At 71.9% G+C, this 23,369-nt stretch carries 23 protein-coding genes; 9 read left to right on the top strand and 14 right to left on the bottom strand.

The genetic code is table 11. The annotated features are described in order from the left end of the window. Position 1 precedes the first annotated feature (1 nt). Positions 2 to 238 carry a hypothetical protein gene (locus FB454_RS12850; RefSeq protein ID WP_013283702.1) on the bottom strand — a complete coding sequence of 79 codons (237 nt, stop codon included), beginning with the start codon at positions 236 to 238 and terminating at the stop codon, positions 2 to 4. 120 nt (positions 239 to 358) lie between these two features. Beyond that, complete coding sequence (locus tag FB454_RS12845) at positions 359 to 1,234, bottom strand: L,D-transpeptidase family protein (protein WP_145822982.1); 876 nt, start codon at positions 1,232 to 1,234, stop codon at positions 359 to 361. A gap of 216 nt (positions 1,235 to 1,450) precedes the next feature. Here FB454_RS12845 and FB454_RS12840 point away from each other — a divergent pair, with 216 nt between their 5' ends. Beyond that, positions 1,451 to 3,130, top strand: a complete 1,680-nt coding sequence (locus FB454_RS12840; protein WP_041784416.1) for a DNA repair helicase XPB — start codon at positions 1,451 to 1,453, stop codon at positions 3,128 to 3,130. A gap of 47 nt (positions 3,131 to 3,177) precedes the next feature. On the opposite strand, the gene FB454_RS12835 is transcribed toward FB454_RS12840, so the two are convergent. The 6 genes from FB454_RS12835 to FB454_RS12810 form a co-directional block, all read right to left on the bottom strand. Further along, positions 3,178 to 6,084, bottom strand: coding sequence for a hypothetical protein (locus FB454_RS12835; RefSeq protein WP_145822981.1), 2,907 nt, complete (start codon positions 6,082 to 6,084; stop codon positions 3,178 to 3,180). Positions 6,085 to 6,234: 150 nt separating this feature from the next. Then, entirely contained in the window at positions 6,235 to 7,188 is a 954-nt protein-coding gene (locus tag FB454_RS12830) for a zinc metalloprotease (protein ID WP_145822980.1), read from the bottom strand. Between the two features lie 92 nt (positions 7,189 to 7,280). Further along, entirely contained in the window at positions 7,281 to 7,604 is a 324-nt protein-coding gene (locus FB454_RS12825; RefSeq protein WP_091330336.1) for a hypothetical protein, read from the bottom strand. After that, entirely contained in the window at positions 7,597 to 8,454 is an 858-nt protein-coding gene (locus tag FB454_RS12820) for a GNAT family N-acetyltransferase (protein ID WP_145822979.1), read from the bottom strand. The genes FB454_RS12825 and FB454_RS12820 overlap by 8 nt, the downstream gene beginning before the upstream one ends. Before the next feature lie 380 nt (positions 8,455 to 8,834). Next, the gene (locus tag FB454_RS12815; protein ID WP_013283695.1) at positions 8,835 to 9,530 is read right to left on the bottom strand and encodes a TIGR03089 family protein; all 696 of its coding nucleotides are present in this window, start codon (positions 9,528 to 9,530) and stop codon (positions 8,835 to 8,837) included. A 27-nt stretch (positions 9,531 to 9,557) separates the two neighbouring features. Next, entirely contained in the window at positions 9,558 to 10,136 is a 579-nt protein-coding gene (locus FB454_RS12810) for a TetR/AcrR family transcriptional regulator (RefSeq protein WP_013473613.1), read from the bottom strand. Positions 10,137 to 10,224: 88 nt separating this feature from the next. On the opposite strand from FB454_RS12810, the gene FB454_RS12805 reads away from it, so the two are divergent. Then, positions 10,225 to 10,599 (top strand): DUF4267 domain-containing protein, encoded by a 375-nt coding sequence (locus tag FB454_RS12805; protein WP_091330339.1) that lies wholly within the window; start codon positions 10,225 to 10,227, stop codon positions 10,597 to 10,599. A gap of 95 nt (positions 10,600 to 10,694) precedes the next feature. Further along, positions 10,695 to 11,807, top strand: coding sequence for a hypothetical protein (locus FB454_RS12800; RefSeq protein WP_145822978.1), 1,113 nt, complete (start codon positions 10,695 to 10,697; stop codon positions 11,805 to 11,807). Here FB454_RS12800 and ligD (FB454_RS12795) read toward each other — a convergent pair. Further along, positions 11,740 to 12,648 (bottom strand): non-homologous end-joining DNA ligase, encoded by a 909-nt coding sequence (gene ligD / locus FB454_RS12795; protein ID WP_145822977.1) that lies wholly within the window; start codon positions 12,646 to 12,648, stop codon positions 11,740 to 11,742. The genes FB454_RS12800 and ligD (FB454_RS12795) overlap by 68 nt on opposite strands. Next, positions 12,638 to 13,576 carry a non-homologous end-joining DNA ligase gene (gene ligD / locus FB454_RS12790; RefSeq protein WP_145822998.1) on the bottom strand — a complete coding sequence of 313 codons (939 nt, stop codon included), beginning with the start codon at positions 13,574 to 13,576 and terminating at the stop codon, positions 12,638 to 12,640. The genes ligD (FB454_RS12795) and ligD (FB454_RS12790) overlap by 11 nt, the downstream gene beginning before the upstream one ends. 87 nt (positions 13,577 to 13,663) lie before the next feature. Between ligD (FB454_RS12790) and ku the strand changes: the two genes are divergently transcribed. After that, positions 13,664 to 14,656 (top strand): non-homologous end joining protein Ku, encoded by a 993-nt coding sequence (gene ku, locus FB454_RS12785; RefSeq protein ID WP_013473609.1) that lies wholly within the window; start codon positions 13,664 to 13,666, stop codon positions 14,654 to 14,656. Positions 14,657 to 14,705: 49 nt separating this feature from the next. On the opposite strand, the gene FB454_RS12780 is transcribed toward ku, so the two are convergent. Then, positions 14,706 to 15,098 carry a PPOX class F420-dependent oxidoreductase gene (locus tag FB454_RS12780; protein ID WP_145822976.1) on the bottom strand — a complete coding sequence of 131 codons (393 nt, stop codon included), beginning with the start codon at positions 15,096 to 15,098 and terminating at the stop codon, positions 14,706 to 14,708. A 63-nt stretch (positions 15,099 to 15,161) separates the two neighbouring features. On the opposite strand from FB454_RS12780, the gene FB454_RS12775 reads away from it, so the two are divergent. From FB454_RS12775 to FB454_RS12760, 4 genes are all read left to right on the top strand, one after another. Continuing rightward, a complete protein-coding gene (locus FB454_RS12775) occupies positions 15,162 to 15,914 on the top strand; it encodes an FKBP-type peptidyl-prolyl cis-trans isomerase (RefSeq protein ID WP_013473608.1) in 753 nt (250 codons plus the stop codon). 139 nt (positions 15,915 to 16,053) lie between these two features. Beyond that, entirely contained in the window at positions 16,054 to 16,902 is an 849-nt protein-coding gene (locus FB454_RS12770; RefSeq protein WP_186461591.1) for an SCO6745 family protein, read from the top strand. A 23-nt stretch (positions 16,903 to 16,925) separates the two neighbouring features. Next, positions 16,926 to 17,603 carry an HAD family hydrolase gene (locus FB454_RS12765; RefSeq protein ID WP_186461590.1) on the top strand — a complete coding sequence of 226 codons (678 nt, stop codon included), beginning with the start codon at positions 16,926 to 16,928 and terminating at the stop codon, positions 17,601 to 17,603. Positions 17,604 to 17,654: 51 nt separating this feature from the next. Beyond that, the gene (locus FB454_RS12760; protein WP_145822974.1) at positions 17,655 to 18,668 is read left to right on the top strand and encodes an NADPH:quinone reductase; all 1,014 of its coding nucleotides are present in this window, start codon (positions 17,655 to 17,657) and stop codon (positions 18,666 to 18,668) included. Positions 18,669 to 18,848: 180 nt separating this feature from the next. Here FB454_RS12760 and FB454_RS12755 read toward each other — a convergent pair whose 3' ends face one another. After that, complete coding sequence (locus FB454_RS12755; RefSeq protein WP_186461589.1) at positions 18,849 to 20,483, bottom strand: fatty acid--CoA ligase; 1,635 nt, start codon at positions 20,481 to 20,483, stop codon at positions 18,849 to 18,851. A gap of 100 nt (positions 20,484 to 20,583) precedes the next feature. Between FB454_RS12755 and FB454_RS12750 the strand changes: the two genes are divergently transcribed. Further along, a complete protein-coding gene (locus FB454_RS12750; protein WP_013283681.1) occupies positions 20,584 to 21,075 on the top strand; it encodes an NUDIX domain-containing protein in 492 nt (163 codons plus the stop codon). 7 nt (positions 21,076 to 21,082) lie between these two features. On the opposite strand, the gene FB454_RS12745 is transcribed toward FB454_RS12750, so the two are convergent. Together FB454_RS12745 and FB454_RS12740 are read right to left on the bottom strand one after the other, a co-directional pair. Beyond that, a complete protein-coding gene (locus FB454_RS12745) occupies positions 21,083 to 22,750 on the bottom strand; it encodes an MDR family MFS transporter (RefSeq protein ID WP_013283680.1) in 1,668 nt (555 codons plus the stop codon). A 52-nt stretch (positions 22,751 to 22,802) separates the two neighbouring features. After that, positions 22,803 to 23,360, bottom strand: coding sequence for a type 1 glutamine amidotransferase domain-containing protein (locus FB454_RS12740; RefSeq protein WP_030274416.1), 558 nt, complete (start codon positions 23,358 to 23,360; stop codon positions 22,803 to 22,805). Positions 23,361 to 23,369: the final 9 nt, after the last annotated feature.

Here is a 23,369-nt window from a genome sequence, read left to right as displayed (position 1 = left end):
GCTACTCCCCGTTGCGGCGCAGCGTGCCGATCACCGACACGGCCAGCAGCAACGCGAACGCCGCACCGGCCGACTCGCCCACCGAGTCGACGAAGCCCTGCTGCTGCACCAGCAGCCCGAACAGGAACCAGCCGAACACCCCCGCCGCGGCGGCCGCGTAGGCGAGCACGACCGCCGTGGGCACCTCCTGCTGCCGCGTCCGTTCGTCCTCGGGAAGCACGTCCTGGTCAACGGTCATGGCAGTCCCTCCCCGTCCCGGCATGGACCCGGCTTCCAGGGTTACACCAACCGGACCGCGCGGACAGGGGTTAAAACCCTGATCCGGGCGGTCCGGTCACGGGTGGGACGGGTTCCGGGCTCAGGTGCCGGGGCGGCGGCCGATCACGACCACGCGGGTGCCGACCGAGCCCAGCTCCCAGAGGCGTACCGCGTCACGGTGCAGCAGGTTGACGCAGCCGTGCGAGCCGATCGCGCCGTTGTGCAGGTAGGTGGTGGTCTCGTGGAAGCCGATCCCGCCGTTGAACTGCTGCCAGTACGGCAGCCACACCTCGTACGGGTTCGACCACTCGCGCGGGTTCTTCCGGCCCACCGAGTACGTGCCGGCCGGGGTGGCGTAGCCGGACATGCCGGTGCGGGTGACTGTCGGGCCCATCACCACAGTGCCGCCGCGCATCGCCCAGACCGTCTGCCGGGTCAGGTCGACGCAGAAGGTGAGCCGGGAACCGGCCCTGCACCGCGCGGTGTCGGTGGCGGCGAGCCGCTTCGCCACGTCGTACGTGGTGGGGCCGGCGCGACCGGAGGACGGGCTGATCCCGTACCGGATCTGGAACTTCTTGATCGCCGCGCAGTCGGCGGCGGACTGCTCGCCGTCCACGGTCAGCGTCCCGAAGCCGCCCAGCCTGGTCAGGTACGTCTCCACGGCCCGCTGGTGCTCCCCCTGCGGGCACCCGGCGGACGCGCTCGGCTTCGGCTTGGGCTTCGTCGTCTTCGTCGCCTCCGGCGACCGGGAGGGTTTCGGCGAGGCCGTCCGGCTCGACTGCGCCGACGGGGACGTGACCGGCTGATCCGGCGTGGGCGACGCGCTCGCCCCCGATGCTCCCTCCGTCAGCCCGACCGGGCCGGGGGTGCTCCCCCCGGCGCCTTCCGCCTGCGGATCGAGCGCACAGGCGCCGACACCGACCAGCACGACCACCGCCAGGGCGGTGACCCGGGCGAGAAACCGGACACGCTGCATGGGCCCTCCCTGGACAGTTGTCCCGCTTGCTAGACGTGTGGGACGAGTATGACGTTGCCTGTCCAGCGAGACTTTTTTGCGGCGCCCTCCGGCGTGCAACACTGGATGGTCGGCCTGCGGCAGGTCAGCCGGGGTGCGGACGGGATGCCGGGCGACCGGGTTCCGGGCGACGAGTTTCCGGGCAGCGGGTTCCGGGCGATGCGAGAGGACGCTGGCGTGAGCGGTGGACCACTGATCGTGCAGTCGGACAAGACGCTGCTGCTGGAGGTGGATCACCCCGACGCGCAGGCGTGCCGGATGGCGATCGCGCCGTTCGCCGAGCTGGAACGCTCCCCCGAGCACGTGCACACCTACCGGCTCACGCCGCTTGGCCTGTGGAACGCCCGGGCCGCCGGCCACGACGCCGAGGGCGTGGTCGACTCGCTGATCAAGTATTCGCGCTACCCGGTGCCGCACGGACTGCTCGTCGACGTGGCCGAGACGATGGACCGGTACGGCCGGCTCCAGCTCGCCAACGACCCGGTGCACGGCCTGGTGCTGCGCGCGCTCGACCGGGTGGTGCTGATCGAGGTCGCCAAGAGCAAGAAGCTCGCCGGCATGCTCGGCGCGAAGCTCGACGACGACACCGTCGCGGTGCACCCGTCCGAGCGGGGGCGGCTCAAGCAGGCGCTGCTCAAGCTGGGCTGGCCGGCCGAGGACCTCGCCGGGTACGTGGACGGCGAGGCGCACCCGATCGAGCTGGCCGAGTCCGGCAAGGACGGCGGCAAGCCGTGGACGCTGCGGTCGTACCAGCGGGAGGCGGTCGAGGCGTTCTGGGCCGGCGGGTCCGGCGTGGTGGTGCTGCCCTGCGGCGCCGGCAAGACGCTCGTCGGGGCGGCGGCGATGGCCGAGGCGAAGGCGACCACGCTGATCCTGGTCACCAACACGGTGGCGGGACGGCAGTGGAAGCGGGAGCTGATCGCCCGCACGTCGCTGACCGAGGAGGAGATCGGCGAGTACTCGGGCGAGCGCAAGGAGATCCGCCCGGTCACCATCGCCACGTACCAGGTGCTCACCTCACGGCGCGGCGGCGCGTTCACCCACCTGGACCTGTTCGGCGCCCGCGACTGGGGCCTGGTCGTCTACGACGAGGTGCACCTGCTGCCCGCACCGATCTTCCGCTTCACGGCGGACCTCCAGGCCCGCCGCCGGCTCGGCCTCACCGCGACTCTGGTACGCGAGGACGGCCGGGAGGGCGACGTGTTCAGCCTGATCGGCCCGAAGCGGTACGACGCGCCGTGGAAGGACATCGAGCAGCAGGGCTGGATCGCCCCGGCGGAGTGCACCGAGGTGCGGGTGACGCTCACCGACGCCGAGCGGCTGGCGTACGCGACGGCGGAGGCGGAGGAGCGCTACCGGATGGCGGCCACCGCCCGCACGAAGCTGCCTGTGGTGCGGGCCCTGGTGGACCGGCACCCGTCCGAGCAGGTCCTCGTCATCGGTGGGTTCCTCGACCAGCTGCACCAGCTCGGCGAATACCTGGACGCGCCGATCGTGCAGGGCTCCACCACGAACAAGGAGCGCGAGCGGCTGTTCGACGCGTTCCGCTCCGGCGAGATCCGCACCCTGGTCATCTCCAAGGTCGGGAACTTCTCCATCGACCTGCCGGAGGCGGCGGTGGCGATCCAGGTGTCCGGCACGTTCGGCTCCCGGCAGGAGGAGGCGCAACGGCTGGGCCGGGTGCTGCGCCCGAAGGCCGACGGCCGGCAGGCGCACTTCTACACGGTGGTCTCCCGGGACACCATCGACACCGAGTACGCCGCGCACCGGCAGCGGTTCCTGGCCGAGCAGGGGTACGCGTACACCATCGTGGACGCCGACGACGTGCTCGGGCCGTCGCTGCCCACAGTCGACTGAGCGACCGGTGGGCCGCCCCTTCCGGGCGGCCCACCGTCACGACCGGGTCAGGAGTAGTTGACCAGGAAGTAGTAGCTCGTCGTGTCGGTCCACACCCCGTCGGCGGTCCGGCCGCGCACCCGCATGGTGTACGAGCCGGCCGAGGTCGGTGTGAAGGTCGCCGTGGCGACTCCGGCGGCGTTCGCGGCCACTGTCACCGGCTGCCCGTCGTCGACTGCGTACTCGAACTCGGTCACACCCGGGCTGCCCTGCGTGAAGGTGAACTCACCGGCCACCCCCACACCGCCGGACCACTGACCGGCCGGGTAGGTGCCCGACGCGACGAGCGGCGCCGTGCCGACCAGGAACGGGTGGTCGGTCTGCGGCGTCTGGTCGCCCGAGGCGGTACGGCCCCGCACCGAGATGAGGTTCGCGCCGTTGCGGTCCATCGTCACGGTGATGTCCGTGACAAACGCATCAGGCTTCTTCGGCACGCTCTGCCAGGCGCCGCCGTTGAGCTGGTACTCGAAGGTCGTCACCTCGCTGATCTCGGTGTACACCCCGAACGTGCCGACCGACCCGACCCCGCCACGCGGGCTGTACTCGTCGTACGCGCTGCTGACGTTGACCCGCGGCTCACGGACCCGGAAGTAGTACCGGCGCTCCGGGCTGACCGTGCCGTCGGCCGTCCGGCTGGTGACCGTCAGCAGCGTGTAGCCGGAGTGCGTCGGCGTGATCTCGATGGTCGCCCGGCCGTCCGCGCCGGCGGCAACCACCTGCTCCTCGCCGCTGTACTCCAGGACGTAGCGGTACTCCGTCACGCCGGGACGGCCGGGGTTGAAGGTGAACCGGCCGGTCTGGCCGGGCTGACCCGCCGAGTCGTTCTCCGGGTAGTCGCTCGACGTCACCACAGGCGCGTCGCTGACCTCGAAGGTGTACGTCCGCGTCGGCGAGAAGGAGCCGTCCAGGAACCGGGTACGCACCGTCAGCGTGTTGCTGCCGGAGCGGTCCGGCGTGAGGATCACCCGGGTCCAGCTGGAGTCCGTGTCCACGACCTGCTCGGGCCCGTCGTTGAGGCGGTAGACGTAGGCGTCGACGTCGGGCATCACGGTGTCGAACTGGAACTCACCCGGCATGCCGACACCGCCCCAGGCGCCGTACTCGTAGTAGGTGCTGGAGTAGACGGACGGCTTGGTGTCGATGACGTTGAACTGGTGCTCCTGCGTCTCCGAGACCGTGCCGTCGGCGCTGACGCTCCGCACGGTCAGCGCGTACCAGCCCGGCTCGGTGGGCGTCCAGTGCAGCACCGCGGTGCCGTCCGCGGCCGCGTCGACGCGCAGCAGATTGCCGTCACCGAACGAGTACTCGTACGCCACGACAGCGGTCCGGCCGGGCCGGAACGTGAAGCTGCCGGGACGGTCCACCACGCCGTCGTGCTCGGGGAAGGAGAAGTCGGCCGACTCCACGGTCGGCAGGTCGCGGACCGACACGTTCTCGGTGTACCCGCCGACGAACTCGCTGCCGACGTAGCTGCGTACCTCGACCTTGACGAGGCCCGCCTCGGCGAACGTCACCGGGATCTCGGTCGGGCCGTCGGGGTTCACCGGCACCCTGGTCTCACCGCCGGCACCGATCCGGTAGCCGAACTCGGTGACCCCCTCCACATTCGTCGACACGGCCAGCTTGCTGGGCAGCCCGATGCCGGCCATCGTCACCTGCACCTCCGGCGCAGTCGACTTCACCCAGAACTCGTAGCGGACCGTCTCGGACGAGTTCGACGCGCTGTCCACACTGCGCACGCTCAGCGAGTCGGAGAACGAGGTCGGGGTGTATTCGAGGGTCACGTCCGCACCGGGCGCGGGCGCGGGGATGTAGTTGTACGCGTCGCCGAAGCGCCCCCAGTAGTAGCCGACCACGTCCGGCGAGCCGTTGGCCTTGAACGTGAACGTCCCCGGCACTCCCGCCCCGCCGTGCGGCAGGCCGTCGTTCGGGTACTTCTCCGAGGTCACCACGGGGGCGGCGGGTCGCTGCGCGTCCACCTTGACGTAGCACGGCTCGGCCCACGGCGAGAAGTCGTGATCGTCGTAGGCGCGGGCGGTCCAGGCCACCACGGTCCCGTGCGGGTACTGCGACATGTCCCAGTCGAGCTTCGAGAGGGCGCCGCCGTAGCTGTAGCCGAACTGCTCGGCGCGCTGGTCCTCGTGGCCGACCGGCCATGCCGCGAACTGCCCCCGGTAGTTGGCGTCGTTGCTGTCCGCGTCCGCGCCCTTGACCATCAGGCCGTGGTTGCGCGGCCCCACCGGCTGCGGCTCGGTCTTGGTCCCGCAGGCCCAGGCCGGGAAGTCGATCCCGATCTGCCCGACCGTCGGCGCGTGGTTCGCCTCGCTGTTGATCACCGGGAACGGGCGGAGCTTACGGCCGTGGGAGAGCTTGCCCTCGGAGCCGTGCGGCACCCGGATCTCGACGGTGAGCGTCTGCTTGCCCTGATCCGCGAGCTTCTGGAGGGCGGGCATGATGTCCCACGCCAGATAGCCGGGGCAGGCTGCCTCCCCGCCGGCCTGCACCGTGCCGAGCAGCTCGCGACGACGCGGGCTCGACGCCCAGCTCGTGGTCGCGGTGATCGGGTCGGTACGCCACAGCTCGACCGGCTGGGCGGTCGCGCAGTCCGCCGCGGAGCGCTCCGCGACGACCAGGTCCGCCTTGTGGACGACGGTCCCGCGGAAACGCGAGATGTCGAAGGTGAAGTAGGACCGGGACTTGTGCTTCGTGCCGGTCGCGTCCGTCCAGGCGCCGACCGGCGCGTCCCCGTCCGTGTTGACGAACGACTTCCTCGGCTGTTGCGAATCCGTGTAGGCCCAGCCGGACTTGCCGGTGGTCCGATGCTCGTAGGCCTGCGCCGGAGCGGTGTCGACACTGATCAGGCCGGCACCGAGCACAATGCCCAGTGACGCGGCGAGCATTCTTTGTGCGCGCACGACGATGCCCCTCCCCCCGTTGGACAACGGCGTGCATCGCCGTCGAGTCGCATGAGGGTATCGAGAAGGGACGACATCTGAGTACGCCGATTCGGGTGGGCTCCGGTCGACCGGGCGGACCGCGTCGTCACGGCCCGCCCGGTCTCGCGGTCAGCCTCGTCCGCCGGCGCGGAACGCGACCCAGGCGTCGCTCATCCGGTCGGCCTGGCCCGGGGTGAACATGTTCATGCAGGAGTCCTGCGTGTAGTCCATGAAGTTGTGGATCGGGTCGAGGCCCGGCGCGGTGCAGGTGTCCGCCCCGATCGGGCAGTTGAACTGCGGCGCCGCCTCACGCGGGGTGTCGGCCACGAAGTCGCCGGACGCGGAGCAGCCGTGCGCGAACGTGTGCTCCAGCATCAGCCAGTGCCCGACCTCGTGCGTGAGCGTGTCACCGAGCGCGTACTTGCCGGCCGTGCCGCCCGGCATCGACTCGTCGAGCATCACCACGCCGTCGATGTAGTCGCGGCCGTTGTTGTAGCCCTTCGGGAAGTACGCCCAGCCGAGCAGCCCGTCACCGATGTTCGCCGCGTAGACGTTCAGCGTGCGGGAGTCGCCGGTGTAGAGCGCCTTCTTCATGCCCCGCTCGCTCTTGCCCGGCACCACCGTGTACCAGGAGCTGTTGACGGTCCACGTGGTGTCCACGAGCGAGAAGCGGAACGGCGTGTCCGACGCGTCGGCCGCGGTACGACCCGCGAACGAGTCGTTCAGCACAGTCATCTGCGCCGAGATGAGCGTGTTCCAACGGGCCTTCTCGGCCGCGCTCAGCTCGTGGTCCGAGATCATGTGGAAGATCGTCGGCACTGTGACGCTGCCGTTCGCCAGGCGCGGCGAGTCCTTGATGACGCCGTACGCCTTGGCCTCGTTCGTCGAGTAGAGCTCGGGCTCCTTGGCGGTGGCGCCCTCGCGTACCCGGGCGGCGCTGTGTGTGTCGGCGCCCGGCTCGCACGCGGCGACCGCGGGAGAGGCGGCCACGGGTGCGGTCGTGGCGGAGGCTCCTCCGGCGGTCAGGAAGGTGGCGGCGGCAGCGACGAGCACTGCCAGGTGGATCGTCGGTTTCCTGTGCATCGTTGCACCTTTCGAGAGGCATGAAAGGAGTACCGACGCGAGGTTGTCAAAGCTGCGGATCGATGACGTCGTCGTTCCGCCATGAGACCACGTCACCGGGCGTCCGCAACAGCCCCCGGCGGCTCGGTCGATGTCACGGCGTCGGCGATGGCGCGCGCCACGCACTCGTAGTCACGCACCAGCGGCCCGACCAGCTTGGGGTCCGGCTCGAACGCGGCGACCAGTCCGCGTACCAGATCTCTGAGCCGGTCGTCCGGGCCGAGCCGCCGCCCCCGGTGCCGGCGGGCGACGCTGCGCCACCGGCGCAGACCGACGTCGGCGAGCCGTTCGCGGAGTTCGGGCGCGGGCACCGGGCAGCCGTTCGCCCACAGGTCGGCGAGGGCCCGCAGAATCGCCTCCCGCGTCGGGTCAGCCATGCAGATAGCGGGCGCGGCGGCCGAAGTCGCGGAAGCCGAGCCGCCGGTACAGCCCGGCGGCCGGGTTGTCGTCGTTGACGCAGAGCCACGCGGCGTCCGCGCCCGCGTCGGCGAGGCCACGCAGCACGCGCGCCACCAGGTACGCGCCGACCCGCCGCCCGCGCCACCCGGGTACCACGCCAACCTGGTCGATCCAGTTGTCGAGCACGGTCACGAAGCCGGCCGGCCCACCGTCCGGGCCGCGTGCGAGCAGCGTCAGCTCCGGGCGGAAGTCCTCGTCGTCACGCAGGTCGCCCAGCCACTCGGCGGCCTCCGGCTCGACGAATCCGGGCCGGTCGGCGAACGACGCGCGGTAGGTGGCGAACAACTCCGGTCCCAGCGTCGCAGGCTCCACAGTCACGCCGTCCGGCGCGGCGACCTCGGGCAGCGCGTCGAGGTCGTGCCGCAGCACCCACTCCAGGAACGTCCGCGTGTAACCACGCGCCGCGAACAACTCCTCCGCGCCAGCGGTCCACGTCTCCGTGGTGACCAGCAGGCCCGCACCTTCCGCCTGCTTCTCCGCCCGGTCCAGCAGCGCGCCGCCGAGCCCGCGCCCGCGCCACGCCGGGTGCACGAGGCCGGTGGCGGTGGCGGGCGTCCGCCCGGTGCCGACCCCGACGGCCGCGACCAGGTCGTCGCCGGACCAGGCGCCGTGGGTACGCGTCTGGAGCAGCCGCGCCCGCGCCAACGGGGTACGCCCGAACAGCGGCAACCCGCCGTCAGTGGCGAGGCACGCCTGCGCCAGGCCGGTCAACGCGGGCAGGTCGTCCTCGCCGAACTCCCGCCAGACCAACGCATCCGTCCCGTCCACGCCCGCTCCCGCCACCCCGCCCGACCCCCACGGTCCAGCACACCGACGAAGTAGGCCCCACCCCGTCCCCCACGGTCAACCAGTTTCCCCACCCACCCGGCCCTCCGGGCCACCCACCTTGAGACAGACGCCCCACCGACAGGGATCGGCCGAGATCTCGGAAGCACCCTCCGCGATCTTGGAGTTGTGGCACCTCACGAATGCCGTCAATCCGACCATCTGGGCGCCACAACTCCAAGATCGACGGAAGCGCCCCACCACCCCGTTGATCATGCAGTTGCTGCCCTGACAAAAGCCGCAGCCCGGGCATCAGGAGGGCCGAAACCGCAAGATCGACGAGAGCGAGGGCGGTAGGCGCGGCGCGGGCGGGGAGGGAGGGGCTAGGGGGTGGGGGTGGGGGTGGCGTGGATCAGGACTGTGGCGCCAGCGGACAACGGGGCCAGCAGCCACTTCAGGGGCTGCTCGTCCTCGGTCGGGTCGATCACGAGGCGATCACCTTGGTGCAGGTTCATCTGGGTGGCGATCTCGGCGGCCAGGCGCCGCCACGCGCCGAAGCTGGTGCCGTCCGGCGTGGCCGGGTCGGACGGGTCGACGGCGGTGTAGTCCGGCGGGTCGGTCGGGTGCCGCAGCACCTCGGCCGACCAGTCCAGCCAGCCCGGCGGAACCTCGTCGAGCGGGCCCGGCCCGGTGCCCACCAGGTAGCGGTGCGTCCCCTCGGGCACGTCCTCCAGCCAGTCGTCGAGGCGTTCCGGGGTCACGAACACCGCGTCGTAGGGCCGGTCCGCGCCGGGTTCGAGCACCGGCAGCCCGGCCAGCGCGCGGGGACGGAACGACACGGTCAGCCCGATCGACCAGGCGCCGATCAGCACCGCCGCGGTACGCCAGTGCGGCGGCAGCAGCACCGCCACCCGGTCACCGGGGCGCAGCCCGCACCCGTCGCGCAGCAGCCCGGCACTACGGGCCGCCCACCGGCCCAACTGCGGCCCGGTCAGCTCGGTTCGCTCGCCGGTGGCGTCGTCGAGATAGGTCAGCAGTGGCTCGTCGGTCGCGACGGCGGCGGGTGCGCGGGTGGCCATCGGATGTACTCCTCCCTGGCGGTCAGCTCACCCTAGCCGGGCGAACCGGTCGACCAGGAGGGCCAACCGCCGCTCGTGTTCGTCCCGCCGCAGACGGCCGCCGCGCATCAGCGTGACCTGGCCGTGCAGCGCGCTCCAGAACGTCTCGGTGAACGTCTCCAGGTCGTCGTCGCCGGTGAACGGGCGCAGCGTCTCGGCCAGTTCGGCGAAGGCCCGGACCAGCTCGACGGGTGTGTCCTGGCTGGCGAAGGAGAGGGCGACGGGGAGGGTGAAGATCGCGTCGTAGAGCGCGGGCCGGCGTTCGGCGAACGCGGCGTACGCCGTGGCGATGGCGGCCACCGCGGCCCGCGGGTCGGTGGCGGCGGCCCGGGCGGCGGCGAGTTCGACTGCCAGTTCGGCGCAGCCCTCCAGAGCGACGGCCGCCATGATGGCGTCCTTGCCCTTGAAGTGGCTGTAGAGGACGGGCTGGCTGTACTCGATCTCGGCGGCGAGGCGGCGGGTGGTGACCGCGTCCCAGCCCTCCGACTCGGCGAGGTCCCGGGCGGCGGTGATGATCGCCCGTTCGCGTTCCGCCCGCTCCCGCTCCCGGCGCGCCTGAATCGACATGACCAGCACTCTAGCACCGCTAGCCAATCTATCGGCGCTCTGCTAGCTTCGCTCTCATCCCTAGCAGCGCTAGAATCTTGGAGTCGGCATGCTCACCCCCGTCGCCTACGGGCTCGCCATCGTCCTCAGCCTCTTCATCGTCCTGATCGGCGCGCGCTTCCTCCTCGTTCCCCGAGCCGCCGCCGCCGGCTACGGCGTCCCGGCCGCGGAGGGCACGGGAGATCCCGCGTACCTCACGATCAAAGGGCTGCGTGACCTCACCTACGGCCTGGTCGGCCTCGCCCTGATCGCCTTCACCAGCGCCGACGCCGTCGCCTGGTTCATGCTGGTCGTCGCACTCGCCCCGCTGGGCGACACCCTCATCGTGCTGCGGCACGGCGGCTCCCGGGCGACCGCCTTCGGCATCCACTTCGCCACCGCCGTGGTCGTCCTCCTCGACGCCGCGCTGCTGTTCGCGCTCTAGCCGGGCCCACCGGTCCGCGACCGTCGACTTTGGTCGCGGACCCGGTCGTCCGGCGGCCGTATCGAGGGGCCGGGTGGCTGCGGGACCGTGCGGGCATGACGACCGAACCCCCGCGCCGGCGGCTGGTGCCGGCGATCGCGCTGCTACTGCTCGCCCCGTGGACCGCCGAGTGCTCCTGGGGCGGCTTCACCCTCACCGGCATGCCGTTCGTGGTGCTGGTGCTCGCCCCGATGTACGGCGGGGCCGCGCTGCTGATCCGCGAGACGGCCCGGCGGTTCGGGCTCGGCTGGCCGGGGATCGCGCTGCTCGCCGCCGCGTTCGGCGTGATCCAGGCCGGCCTGGTCGACCAGTCGTTGTTCAATCCGGGGTTCCTGGACGACACCGAGTTCGCCGACACCCGGGCCGCGGCGGAGGCCACGCTGGTGCCCGGTCTCGGGTTCAGCGCGAGGCAGGCAGTCGACTACGTGGGCAACCATGTGGTGCTGACCGTCTGCGCGCCGATCGCGCTCGTCGAGTCGTACCTCGGTGCGGGCCGCCGGGCGCGGCCCTGGCTGGGCCGACCGGGGCTGACCGCGGCGGCGCTGCTCTGGCTCGGCGGCAGCCTGCTGGTGTTCGCCGACGACGGTGGCCGCAAGAACTTCCTGGCCTCGCCGGTCCAGTTGGCGGTCGCCACCGGCGTGGCACTGGCCCTCATCACCGCCGCCCTGCTCCGCCACCGGCACGCCGGGCCACCGCCCGACGCGCCGACGCCCGACGCGCCGACGCCCGACGCGCCGACGCCCGACGCGCCGACGCCCGCAGGCCGACCGCAAACCGAAGCCGGCCCGCCCCGGCCGCTCCGGCCCGCGCTGGTCGTGGCGGCGGCGTACGTGGGTTCCACGATCGCCCCGGGATGGCCGGGAGTGGTGCTCGCCCTCGCACTCGCCGGGATCGCCGCCGCCCTGCTGACGCGCTGGTCCCGGCGACCCGGCTGGGGGCAGCGGCACGTGCTCGCCACCGGTTCGGCCGGCCTGGTCGTCGCCGCGGCGCTCGCGTACACCGTGCCGACCTATGCCCCGGCGAGCCCGGCGGCGGCGCTGGTGGGTGACGTGGCGATCAGCGTGATCGTGCTGCTGCTGATGGGCGGCGCGTGGTGGCGGGTCACGGCAGTTCGGGACCGCCGTCGAGCAGCGGCGCCAGCAGGTCGCCCTGCTTCTCCACCCGCTTGAGCACCTCCCCAGCGGTGTACGGCCGCGTCGACGGCCGCTTCCCCGCCGCCCCGGCCTCCACCTCGTCCCAGGTCAGCGGCGTGGACACCGAGGGCACCGACTGGGCCCGCAGCGAGTACGGCGCCACAGTCGTCTTCGCGGCGTTGTTCTGACTCCAGTCGATGAAGACCTTGCCGGGGCGCAGGTTCTTCGCCATCTTCGACACGATCAGCTTCGGGTGCTCCTGCTCCAGCTCCTGCGCGATGCGCTTGGCGTAGTCGGAGACGATCTCGGCGTCCTGCGTACCGGCGATCGGGCAGCAGAGCTGCATGCCCTTCTTCCCCGACGTCTTGGGGAACGAGGAGATCCCGTCGGAAGCCAACCGGTCGCGCATCAGCACCGCCACCTGGCAACACTGCCTGAGCGCCGCGGGGGCGCCCGGGTCCAGGTCGACGACCATCATGTCCGGGTGGGCACCGATCTTCCACTGCGGAGTGTGCAACTCCAGCGCGGCCAGGTTGGCCAGCCACACGAGCGTCGGGAGTTCGTCGCAGACCACGTAGTCGATGGTCTCCCGCCCCTTCGTCGACCCGGGGGCGGGCAGGTTCTCGGTACGTACCCAACCGGGGGTCGCGGCGGGTGCGTTCTTCTCGAAGAACGAGCCGCCGTCGACGCCGTTGGGGAACCGGATCCGGGTCAGCGCGCGGTCGCACAGGTGCGGCAGCAGCACGGAGGCGATCCGGGTGTAGTAGTCGATCACCTCGCCCTTGGTGAAGCCGGCCTTCGGGAACAGCACCTTGTCCAGGTTGGACAACTCCAGCGAGCGCCCCTCGACCTCGACCTTGAACCGGTCAGACGGCATCGTCGACCTCCTCGGGCGGCTTGTCCGGGCGCAGGCGCAGGATGCGCGGGAAGCGCAGCCGGCCGTCCGGCGTGCGCTGGCCGTACTTGACCTCCACCACGATCCGGGGAGTTACCCAGATCGCGCCCCGGGCATCCTCGCGCGGCACACCGGCGGCGAACGGCGAGTCGGTGGCGCGCAGCGGTTCCAGCTCGCGCAGCAGTTCCCGTTCGATCGCCGCGCCGATCCCGCCGCCGACCCGCCCCCGGTAGATCAGCCGACCGTCCGGGCCGGGCACGCCGACCAGCAGGCCGCCGACGCGCCGCGCGCCGGGCCGCCAGCCGCCGACCACGAAGTCGGCGGTGACCTCCAGCTTGACCTTCACCCAGTCCGGCGACCGCACGCCGGGCCGGTAGAGCGAGTCGACCCGTTTGGCCATCACCCCCTCCAGCCCGTGCTCGCCGGCCGCCGCGTAGGTGGCCGGGCCGTCGCCGAAGACCGGCGGCACCGCCCACCGGGCGGCGCCGAGCCCGAGCGACTCCAGCGCCGCCCGCCGCTCCCGCCACGGCCGGGCGGTCAGGTCGACGCCGTCGAGCCGCAACAGGTCGAAGATCATGTACGTGACGGGTACTGTCGCCGCCAGCCGCGCCGCCTTGGCCGGGTTGCGGACGTGCATCCGCTCGGCGAGCGCGGTGAACGAGGGCTGCCCGTCGGTGAAGAGGACGACCTCGCCGTCGAGCAGCGCGTCGCCGACCTGCTCGGCCAGGTTGAGCAGTTCCGGGTACGCGGTGGTGATCTCGACGCCGGAGCGGGCGTAGAAGTGCCTGTCGCCGCGCGAGATGTCGGCGAGCGCGCGGACGCCGTCCCATTTGAACTCGTACGACCAGGCGGCGCCGGCCGGGAGCTGCCCGGTCGTCGCGAGCATCGGCTTCAACGGCGCGCCGGGCACCTCCTGACTGTAGTTGCGCACGGAAGCGCGTGCGTCCCGTTCGATCGTTTGCGATTCTGGTTGTCAACCGGGGAGAGGAGCGCGGGAATGCGGGCGATCTGGAAAGGAGCGGTGTCGTTCGGCCTGGTGTCGATCGGGGTGAAGGTCTACTCGGCCACCGAGGAGAAGGACATCCGTTTCCACCAGGTGCACCGTGAGGACGGCGGCCGGATCCGCTACAAGCGCACCTGCTCGGTCTGCGGCGAGGAGGTCACCTACGACGACATCGCCAAGGGGTACGACATCGGCGGCGGCGAGATGGTGATCCTCACCGACGAGGACTTCGCCGACCTGCCGTTGAGCACGTCGCACGCGATCGACGTACTGGAGTTCGTACCGGCCGAGCAGGTCGACCCGATCCTCTACAACAAGGCGTACTTCCTGGAGCCGGAGGGCTCGGCGACCAAGCCGTACGTGCTGCTGCGTGACGCGCTGTCCGACTCGGAGCGGGTGGCGATCGTCAAGGTGGCGCTGCGCCAGCGGGAGCAGTTGGCCACGCTGCGCGTCCGCGAGGGCGTGCTGCTGCTCAACACCATGCTGTGGCCGGACGAGATCCGCCGGCCCGACTTCGGTTTCCTGGACGAGGACCTGAAGGTACGCCCGCCGGAGCTGGCGATGGCCAGCTCACTGATCGACTCGATGGCCGGGGAGTTCGAGCCGGACGCGTTCACCGACGACTACCGGGCCGCGTTGCAGGAGGTCATCGACGCGAAGGTCGAGGGCCGCGAGGTGGTGCAGCCGGAGGAGGAAGAGGCCGCTCCGGCCGCCGCCGTGGACCTGATGGCCGCGCTGAAGGCGTCGGTGGAGCGGGCCCGGGCGGCCCGGGGCGAGGCGCCGTCCGGTGGCGGCGCCGAGCCGACGCCGATCTCGTCGGCCCGCTCGGCGAAGAAGGCCGCGAAGAAGGCGCCGGCGAAGAAGGCCGAACCTGCGAAGAAGACCACTGCCAAGAAGGCGCCCGCGAAGAAGACGGCGGCGAAGAAGGCCGAACCGGCCAAGAAGACCGCCGCCAAGAAGACGCCCGCGAAGAAGAAGACCGCCTGACGCGTACGGCGATTCGCCCCGCCCCCGGTGGCGGGCGGGGCTCCGCCGTTCAGCCGCGGCCGAGCTTCTCGGTGGGGGTGACGCGGACGATGACGCGCTCCTCGCCGGGGCGGCGCCAGGGGTAGGTGTCCTGGCCGAGGTACTTCTTCGCCATCCGGTCGATGTGCTCGTCGGCGCCTTCGGTGACGAACTCGACGGTGCCCTTGATCCAGAGCGTGCGGAAGTCGTCGGCCTTGTCCGCCACCGACACCGCGATCACCGGGTTGCGGGACATGTTCAGGTACTTCTGCCGGCCCTTGGCCGTGTTGAACACGATGTGCTCGCCGTCGGTGTCTACCCAGACCGGGGTGACGTGCGGGGTGCCGTCGGCCTCGATCGTCGCCACGTGCGCGAGCTGCGGCTCGCCGAGCAGGGCCAGGTCTTCTTCGCTGAGGATCGCCATGGTCGGAACGTACCCCGTGCGGTGCCCCCGTATCGGGCATCGTGTCCGGATCGTGGCGGCCGTATGGGCACGCTGGGGCTCCGGGCGGGTACCGTGTGCGCTGGCCTCGGCGGCGGCCCGCCGGGGGCGCACCCACCCACCCTGCAGGGAGTCGACGTGAGCGAGCGTGTGGAGAACCGGTCGGCGGGCCAGGCCCCGGCCACCAAGGCACAGCGGCGGCTGGCCGCCCAGCTGGCCGAGAAGAAGGCAGCCGAGGCGCGTCGCCGCCGGCAGTCGATCCTCGGCGCGGCGGTCGGCGTGCTCGCGGTGGTGGCCCTGGTCGGCGGTCTGGTCTGGCTGAACAGCGGGGACGACGACAAGACGTCCACCGCCGGCTCCTCGGCCAGCCCCACCGCGCCGGCCGAGCCCACCGCGGCGCCCGCTCCGGAGCTGCCCGCCGGTTTCGACCCGGCGCTGAAGACCAAGCCGACAGTGCAGGCCGGTACCGGCGAGCTGAAGAAGCTCACCGTCACCACCCTGGTCAAGGGCACCGGCCCGGCGGTGAAGGCCGGGCAGAACATCACCACGAACTACGTGGGCGTGTTCTACAAGGACGGCAAGCAGTTCGACGCGTCCTGGGACAGCGGCCAGCCGGCCACCTTCCAGATCGGCGTGGGCCAGGTCATCAAGGGCTGGGACCAGGGCCTGGTCGGCGTGCCGGTGGGCAGCCGGGTCCAGCTGGACCTCCCGGCCGAGCTGGCGTACGGCAACGACGCCGCGGGCGGCCGTCCGGCCGGGCCGCTGCGCTTCGTCGTCGACGTGCTGGCTGCGCAGTAGATCACTCCGGGCTTCCGTCCGGTCACCCAGCGGCAGTAGGTTCATGGTCACCACGGGCGGCACGTTCGCCCGTGGTGATCTGCCCACCGACGCGGAGGTGCACGTGGCGGCGCTGGACGAGTCCGGGGTGACCCGGCAGATGTGGACGCTCTACGAGCCGGTCCACGCGGTGACCTACTTCCACCCCCGGGCCCGGGCCGCGTTCGAGGCGGTCGGGCTGCGGGGCTACTGGCGCGGCTACTTCGCCGGCCGGGCCGCGCCGCTCGGGCCGGTCGACGCGCCGACCGTCACGGCCGCCTTCTTCAGCTTCGCGCCGGCCATGGTGGCTCGCGCGCTGCCCTCGGTGTGGCGCCTGGCCACCCCGGAGGAGACGCTGCGGGCCCGGCTCACCGGTGGCGTGCAGGCGCTCGCCGAGTTCACCTACGAGCTGCCCGAGTCGCACCTGGCCGAGGCCGCCGACCTGCTGGAGGAGGCGGCCGGCCGGGTGGACGTCGCGGGCCGGGTGCTCGGCGCGGTCAACGCCGCGCTGCCCCGGGGCGAGTACCCGCTGGCCCGGCTCTGGCAGGCCGCCACCACGCTGCGCGAGCACCGCGGCGACGGCCACGTGGCGGCGCTGGTGACGACCGGGCTGGAACCGGCCGAGGTGGTGGCCTGGCGGTGCCGGGTCGACCAGTCCCGCGAGTTCCACCAGCCGGCCCGGGGCTGGACCGACGAGCAATGGACCGCCGCCGAGCAGCGCCTGGTGGACAAGGGCTGGCTGACCGCCGACATGGACCCCACGCCGTACGCCACGGAGACGTTCCGCGTGGTCGAGGAGGCCACCGACCGGGCCGCCGCGGGTCCGTGGCGGGCGCTGGGCGCGGAGCGTACCGGCCGGCTGCGGGAGCTGCTGGAGCCGATCGCGACGCGCTGCCGCACGATCATCCCGGCCAAGGCCCCGATCGGCCTTCCGGCTCAGCGTTCGGCCGGAGCGGCGCTGCCACGGTGAGTCCGGCCGCCGGCTGGGGCAGGATGGTCGGCGTGGTGGACGCGGTGCTCTTCGACCTGGACGGCGTGATCGTGGACTCCGAGCCGGTGTGGGAGGAGGTCCGGCGGGCGTACGTGGCCGAGCACGGTGGCACCTGGCAGCCGGACACCCAGCGCCGGCTGATGGGCATGAGCACCGCCGAGTGGGCCGGCTACCTGAGCGGGGAGCTGGGCGTCGACAGGTCGGCCGAGCAGGTCGCCACCGAGGTGGTGACCGAGATGGCCCGGCGGTACGCGCAGCGCGTACCGCTGATCGACGGCGCCGACGCGGTCGTGCGCGGCATGGCCGCGCGGTGGCCGCTGGGGCTGGCCAGTTCCTCGCCGACCCGGCTGATCGCGGCGGCGCTGGACGCGACCGGCCTGGCCGGCGCGTTCGGCGCGACGCTGTCGACCGAGGAGACCGCCCGCGGCAAGCCCGCGCCCGACGTGTGGCTCGCGGTGGCGCAGCGGCTGGGCGTCGACCCGGCCCGGTGCGTGGCGGTGGAGGACTCGTCGAACGGGGTCCGCTCGGCGGCCGCCGCCGGGTGCCGGGTGGTCGCGGTGCCGCACGGCTCGTACCCGCTCGATCCGGACGCGGAGGCGCTCGCGGCCGTGCTGCTCCCCTCGATCGGCGCGCTCACGCCCGAGGTGGTCGAGTCACTCGGCCGGCGGTCGGCGGAATGATCGGTAGGCGGCGGGGTAGCGCCATCACGCGACGACGGTGAGGGGACAGCGATGAAGGCGATCGTGTACGAGCGCAGCGGGGACGCCTCGGTGCTCCAGGTGGTCGGGCGGCCGGTGCCGGAACCCGGACCGGGCGAGGTGCTGGTCCGGATGGCCGTGTCGGGGGTGAACCCGACCGACTGGAAGGCCCGCCAGGCGTGGCCGCTGCCGGCCGGCTGGCAGATCCCGCACCAGGACGGCGCCGGGGTGGTCGAGGCGGTCGGCGAGGGCGTGGACCGGACGCTCATCGGTGAGCGGGTCTGGGTGTGGGAGGCGGCCTGGCAGCGGCCGTGGGGCACCGCCGCTGAGTACACGCTGGTCCCGGTCCGGCACGCGGTGCCGCTCGGTCCGGCCTCGTTCGACCTGGGCGCGGCGCTCGGCATCCCGTTCATGACCGCGCACCGCTGCCTGACCGCCGGCGAGTTCATGCCGGACAAGCTGCACGCCGGCGCGTTGAGCGACCACGTGGTGCTGGTGCAGGGCGGCGCGGGGGCGGTGGGCAACGCGGCGATCCAGCTCGCCCGGTGGGCCGACGCGTGCGTGATCACCACGGTGAGCAGCCCGGAGAAGGCGCAGCTCGCGGCGGCGGCGGGTGCCAGCTTCGTGATCAACTATCGTGAGCAGGACGTGGTCGAGGAGGTCCGCAAGGTCGCGCCCGACGGGGTGCACACGATCGTGGAGGTGTCCGCCGCCCGCAACGCCGCCGCCGACGTACGGATGCTGCGCACCGGCGGGGCGGTCTGCGTGTACGCCGACGACGGCGGTGGCGAGGTGACGTTGCCGATCCGGCCGCTGATGGGCCCGAACGCCCGCTGGCAGTTCGTGCTGATCTACACCGCGCCGAAGGTGGCGAAGGCGCAGGCGGTCACGGACATCGCGGCGGCGGTGGCGCAGGGCGCGATCCGGGTCGGTGAGGAGGCGGGGCTGCCGCTGTACCGGTATCCGCTGGCGGAGGCCGCCGCCGCACAGCAGGCGGTGCAGGACAGCGTGGTGGGAAAGGTGCTGGTGAGCACCGCCGACGAGTAGGCGACCGGATTTCCCCGACAGCCGGACAGACGCGAACAAGTTTCGCAACAATGACGGTGCGGGTCACCCCGTAACGGACGGGCGGCCCCGGCGCGGTGCGAACGCCGGGGCCGCCCTCTGGGAGGAATGTCCGTTGGGAACGCGTTCCTACCCGTGTAGGCGACGGTACGCCGCGAAACGTTACGACGCGGTCAGTTCCCGCACGTCGAGCCCGCCGTCGGCGTACCGCGAGCGCACCACCTTCTTGTCGAACTTGCCGACGCTCGTCTTCGGCACCGCGTCGATGAACGCCCAGCGCTCCGGCAACTGCCAGCGGGCCACCGAGCCGGCGAGGAAGTCCCGCAGTTCCTCCGCGGTCACCGAGGCGCCCTCGCGGACCACCACAGTGGCCAGCGGCCGCTCGTCCCACCGCTCGTCCGGTACGCCCACCACGCACGCCTCCAGCACCGCCGGGTGGGCCATCAGGGCGTTCTCCAGCTCGACCGAGGAGATCCACTCCCCGCCCGACTTGATCACGTCCTTGGCGCGGTCGGTGAGCGTGATGTAGCCGTCCGGCGAGAGCGTGCCGACGTCACCGGTCCGCAGCCAGCCGTCCCGGAACTTCTCCTCCTCCGGGGCGTCGTCGCCGATGTACCGGGCGGTCACCCACGGCCCGCGTACCTCCAGCTCGCCCACCGACGTCCCGTCGGCGGGCAGCGGCTCGCCGGCCGGGCCGACGATCCGCGCCGTCACGCCGGCCGGAACACGGCCCTGCGTGTAGCGGTAGCGCCAGGCGTCGTCGCCGGTCGCGCCGGCCGGTGCCCGGGAGACCGAGCCCAGCGGCGACATCTCGGTCATGCCCCAGGCGTGGATGACGTCGATGCCGTAGCGGTCATGGAACGCGTGCATCAGCGCCGGAGGGCAGGCCGATCCGCCGACGATGACCTCCTTCAGCGAGGAGAGATCCACCTCGTGCGCGTCCAGGTAGGCCAGCAGGTCGGTCCAGATGGTCGGCACCGCCCCGGCGAGCGTGGGGCGCTCGGCGGCGATCATCGCGGCGATCGGCTCGGCCTGGAGGAACCGGTCCGGCATGATCAGCGAGGCGCCGGAGAGGAACGCCGCGTACGGCAGGCCCCACGACATCGCGTGGAACATCGGCACGATCGCCAGTTCCCTGTCGTTCGGGCCGAGCCCGAAGCCCTCCGGCATGCAGACCTGGAGCGAGTGCAGGTAGATCGAGCGGTGCGAGTAGGCGACGCCCTTGGGGTTGCCGGTGGTCCCGGAGGTGTAGCAGAGGGCGGCGGCGTCACGCTCGTCCACCTCCGGCCAGTCGAAGTGGTCCGGGCGGCCGGCCAGCAGCGCGTCCCAGTGGTGCACTGTGATCCGGTCGCCGGCCGCGGCCAGCAGCGGCGCCGGGTCACCGCCGCCGACCACCACCACGTGCGCCACGGTGGTCATCTCGCCGATCACCCGGGCGAGCAGCGGGATGAGCGTGCTGTCGACGAGCACCACCCGGTCCTGCGCGTGGTTGGCGATGTAGGCGACCTGGTCGGGGAAGAGGCGGATGTTGAGCGTGTGCAGCACCGCGCCCATGCTCGGTACGGCGAAGTAGGCCACCAGGTGCTCGTTGTTGTTCCACATGAACGTGCCGACCCGCTCGTCGCCGGTCACCCCGCACTCGTCGCGCAGCGCGTGGGCCAGCCGGGCGGCGGCGCGGCCGACCTCCGCGTACGTCATCCGGCGGGGTTCGGCGCCGGTCCAGGTGACCACCTCCGCCGCGCCGTGCACGGTGGAGCCGTGTTCGAGGATCCGGGCGACCTGGAGAGGGGCATCCATCATCGTGCTACGCATGGGTAACAACGTAGTGGCGGCGGTCACATCTGCGGAACCCCCCGGAATCGCCGAGGTGATCACGGATGATGCGTAGATTGTCCGGGTGAGCATCTCGTGGGCCGACTCGTACGTGGGGCAGCTCCGCGCCCTGGCCGGTGACCGCACCCTGATGTTCGTCGGCGCCCGCGCTGTGGTGCGCGACAACGCCGCCCGGGTGCTGCTGATCCAGCGTTCCGACAACGGCCAGTGGGCCCTGCCGGCCGGCGCCATGGAACTCGGCGAGTCGATCGCCGACTGCGCGGTCCGGGAGGTCCGGGAGGAGACCGGGCTGCGGGCGCTGCGGGTCAGCGCGTTCGCGCTCTACACCGGCCCGGACCGCACCCACACCAACATGTACGGGCACACGTACCAGGTCTTCACCACGGCGTTCCGGGTCGACGAGTGGGACGGCGAGCTGGCCCGGTTCACCGACGAGACCACCGACTCGGGCTTCTTCCGCCCGGCGGACTTCCCGCACCCGCTGTCGTCGAGCGTGCACGAGACGCTCGCCGACCTCGACGTGTTCGAGCAGACCAACCGGCTGATCCTCAAGTAGCCGCCGGTCACAGCATCGTCTGCGACTTCGCCTCCATGTCGGCGGCGGCCTCGTCCTTCGACTCCTTCGTCAGCGGCTTGCCGCCGGGCGCGGGCGCCTTCCCGCCGAGCGGGTCGGCGCCGCCGGTGGCACCCTGCGGGCCGGTGCCGCGCAACTGAAGGTTCGGCATGGCCAGCGTGACCAGCACGGCGATCACGGCGATCAGCCCGGTGGTCAGGAAGACCAGGTGCAGCGACTCGACGAACGCGGCCTGGACGGCGGCGCGTACCGGGGCGGGCAGGGCGAGGATCGCCGCCGGGTCGTTGATCGAGAAGTCCCCGCCGGCCGTCACCGCGGCCCGCTGCTCCGGCGGGAGCTGCGCCAGCGCACCGGGCAGCCGCGCGGACATCTCGGCGGTGAGCCGGGACGACAGCACCGCGCCGAGGATGGCCACGCCGAACGATCCGCCGAGCGACCGGAAGAACGTCGCAGACGAGGTGCCCGCGCCCAGGTCGCGGACGCTCACCGCGTTCTGCACGGCCAGGATCAGCGACTGCATGCACAGGCCCAGCCCGACGCCGATCACCACCATGTAGCCGAACGCGAGCCAGAGCGAGGTGGCCACCTGGAGCTGCTGGAAGAGCAGCATGCCGACCACCAGCACGGCCGCGCCCGCCACCGGGAACCACTTGTACCTGCCGATCCGGCTCATCGCCCGGCCGGTGAGCACCGAGGTGACGATGACGCCGGCCATCATCGGCAGCATCAGCAGACCGCTGCGGGTCGGCGAGGCGCCCTTGACGATCTGGAGGTAGAGCGGGATGAAGATGATCGACCCGAACATCACCAGACCGAGCACGAAACCCGCGCCGTTGGCGAGCGCGAACGTGGCGCTGCGGAACAGCCGCAGCGGCAGGATCGGCTCCTTGGTCCGGGCCTCCTGGGCGACGAACAGCACGCCCAGCACCGCGCCCGCGGCGAACAGCCCGACGATCACGCCGGAGCCCCAGGCGTACTCGGCGCCGCCCCAGCTCAGCGCCAGCAGCAGGCAGCTCACGCCGGCCACCAGCAGTGCCGCGCCGATCCAGTCGACGGTGTGCTCCCGCCGCTCGAACGGCACCAGCCGCATCACGTGCCAGCAGACCACGATGGCGAGGATCGCCAGCGGCACGTTGATGTAGAAGATCCACCGCCAGTTGTTCTCCGCGAAGTAGCCGCCGACCAGCGGTCCGGCCACCGACGACACACCGAACACGGCGCCGAACAACCCCTGGTAGCGGCCACGCTCCCGGGGCGACACCACGTCCGAGATGATGGTGAACGCCAGCGTCATCAGGCCGCCCGCGCCCAGGCCCTGCACGCCCCGCGTGACGATCAGCTGGGTCATGTCCTGCGACAGCCCGGCCAGCAGCGAGCCGAGCAGGAACATCCCGATCGAGAACAGGAAGACCGGCCGGCGTCCGTACAGGTCGGCCATCTTGCCGTACAGCGGCGTCGAGGCGGTCGAGGCCAGCAGGTACGCGGTGACCACCCACGAGTAGTGGTTGATGCCGCCCAGCTCGCCCACGATCGTCGGCAGCGCGGTGCCGACGATCGTCTGGTCCAGCGCCGCCAGCAGCATGCCGGTCATCAGACCGAACATCAGCAGGCGGATCTGGCGGGCGGGCAACGCGGGACGGGCGGCCTGGGCGGTCATCCCGCTTCCTATCCCACCGGGGGCGGATCATGCCCCGGTGGGCGTACGAGTTTCATCGGGCGGCGTGCCGCCCCTCGGCGAACTCCTCGACGATCTTGGCGCAGAACGCCGGCAGGTCGTCCGGCTTGCGGCTGCTGACCAGCCCGTTGTCGGTGACGACCTCCTGGTCGACCCAGTTCGCGCCGGCATTGGTGAGGTCGGTGCGCAGGCTCGGCCAGGAGGTGATGGTGCGGCCCCGCACCACGTCCGCCTCGACGAGCGTCCACGGGCCGTGGCAGATCACGCCGACCGGCTTGCCCGCGTCGAAGAACGCCTTGACGAACCGGACCGCCTCCGGGTCCGTCCGCAGGAAGTCGGGGTTCGCCACGCCACCGGGCAGGACCAGGCCGTCGTACGCCCCGGCGTCCGCCTCCTCGGTGGTGACGTCGACCTGGTACTGCTTGCCGTGGTCGAGGTGGTTGAAGGCCTGGATCGTGCCGGACTCGATGGAGACCAGCTCGACCTGGGCGCCGGCGTTCTCCACCGCCTCCCGGGGCTTGGTGTACTCGACCTCCTCGACGCCGTCGGCGGCCAGGAAGGCGATGCGCTTGCCCTGAAGTGTCGCTGCCATGCTGTTCTC

It is taken from the genome of Micromonospora sp. CNZ297 (genome assembly GCF_007827625.1).
Note: the sequence above shows the minus strand (reverse complement) of the source record. Positions and strands in the feature narration are given on the sequence as shown.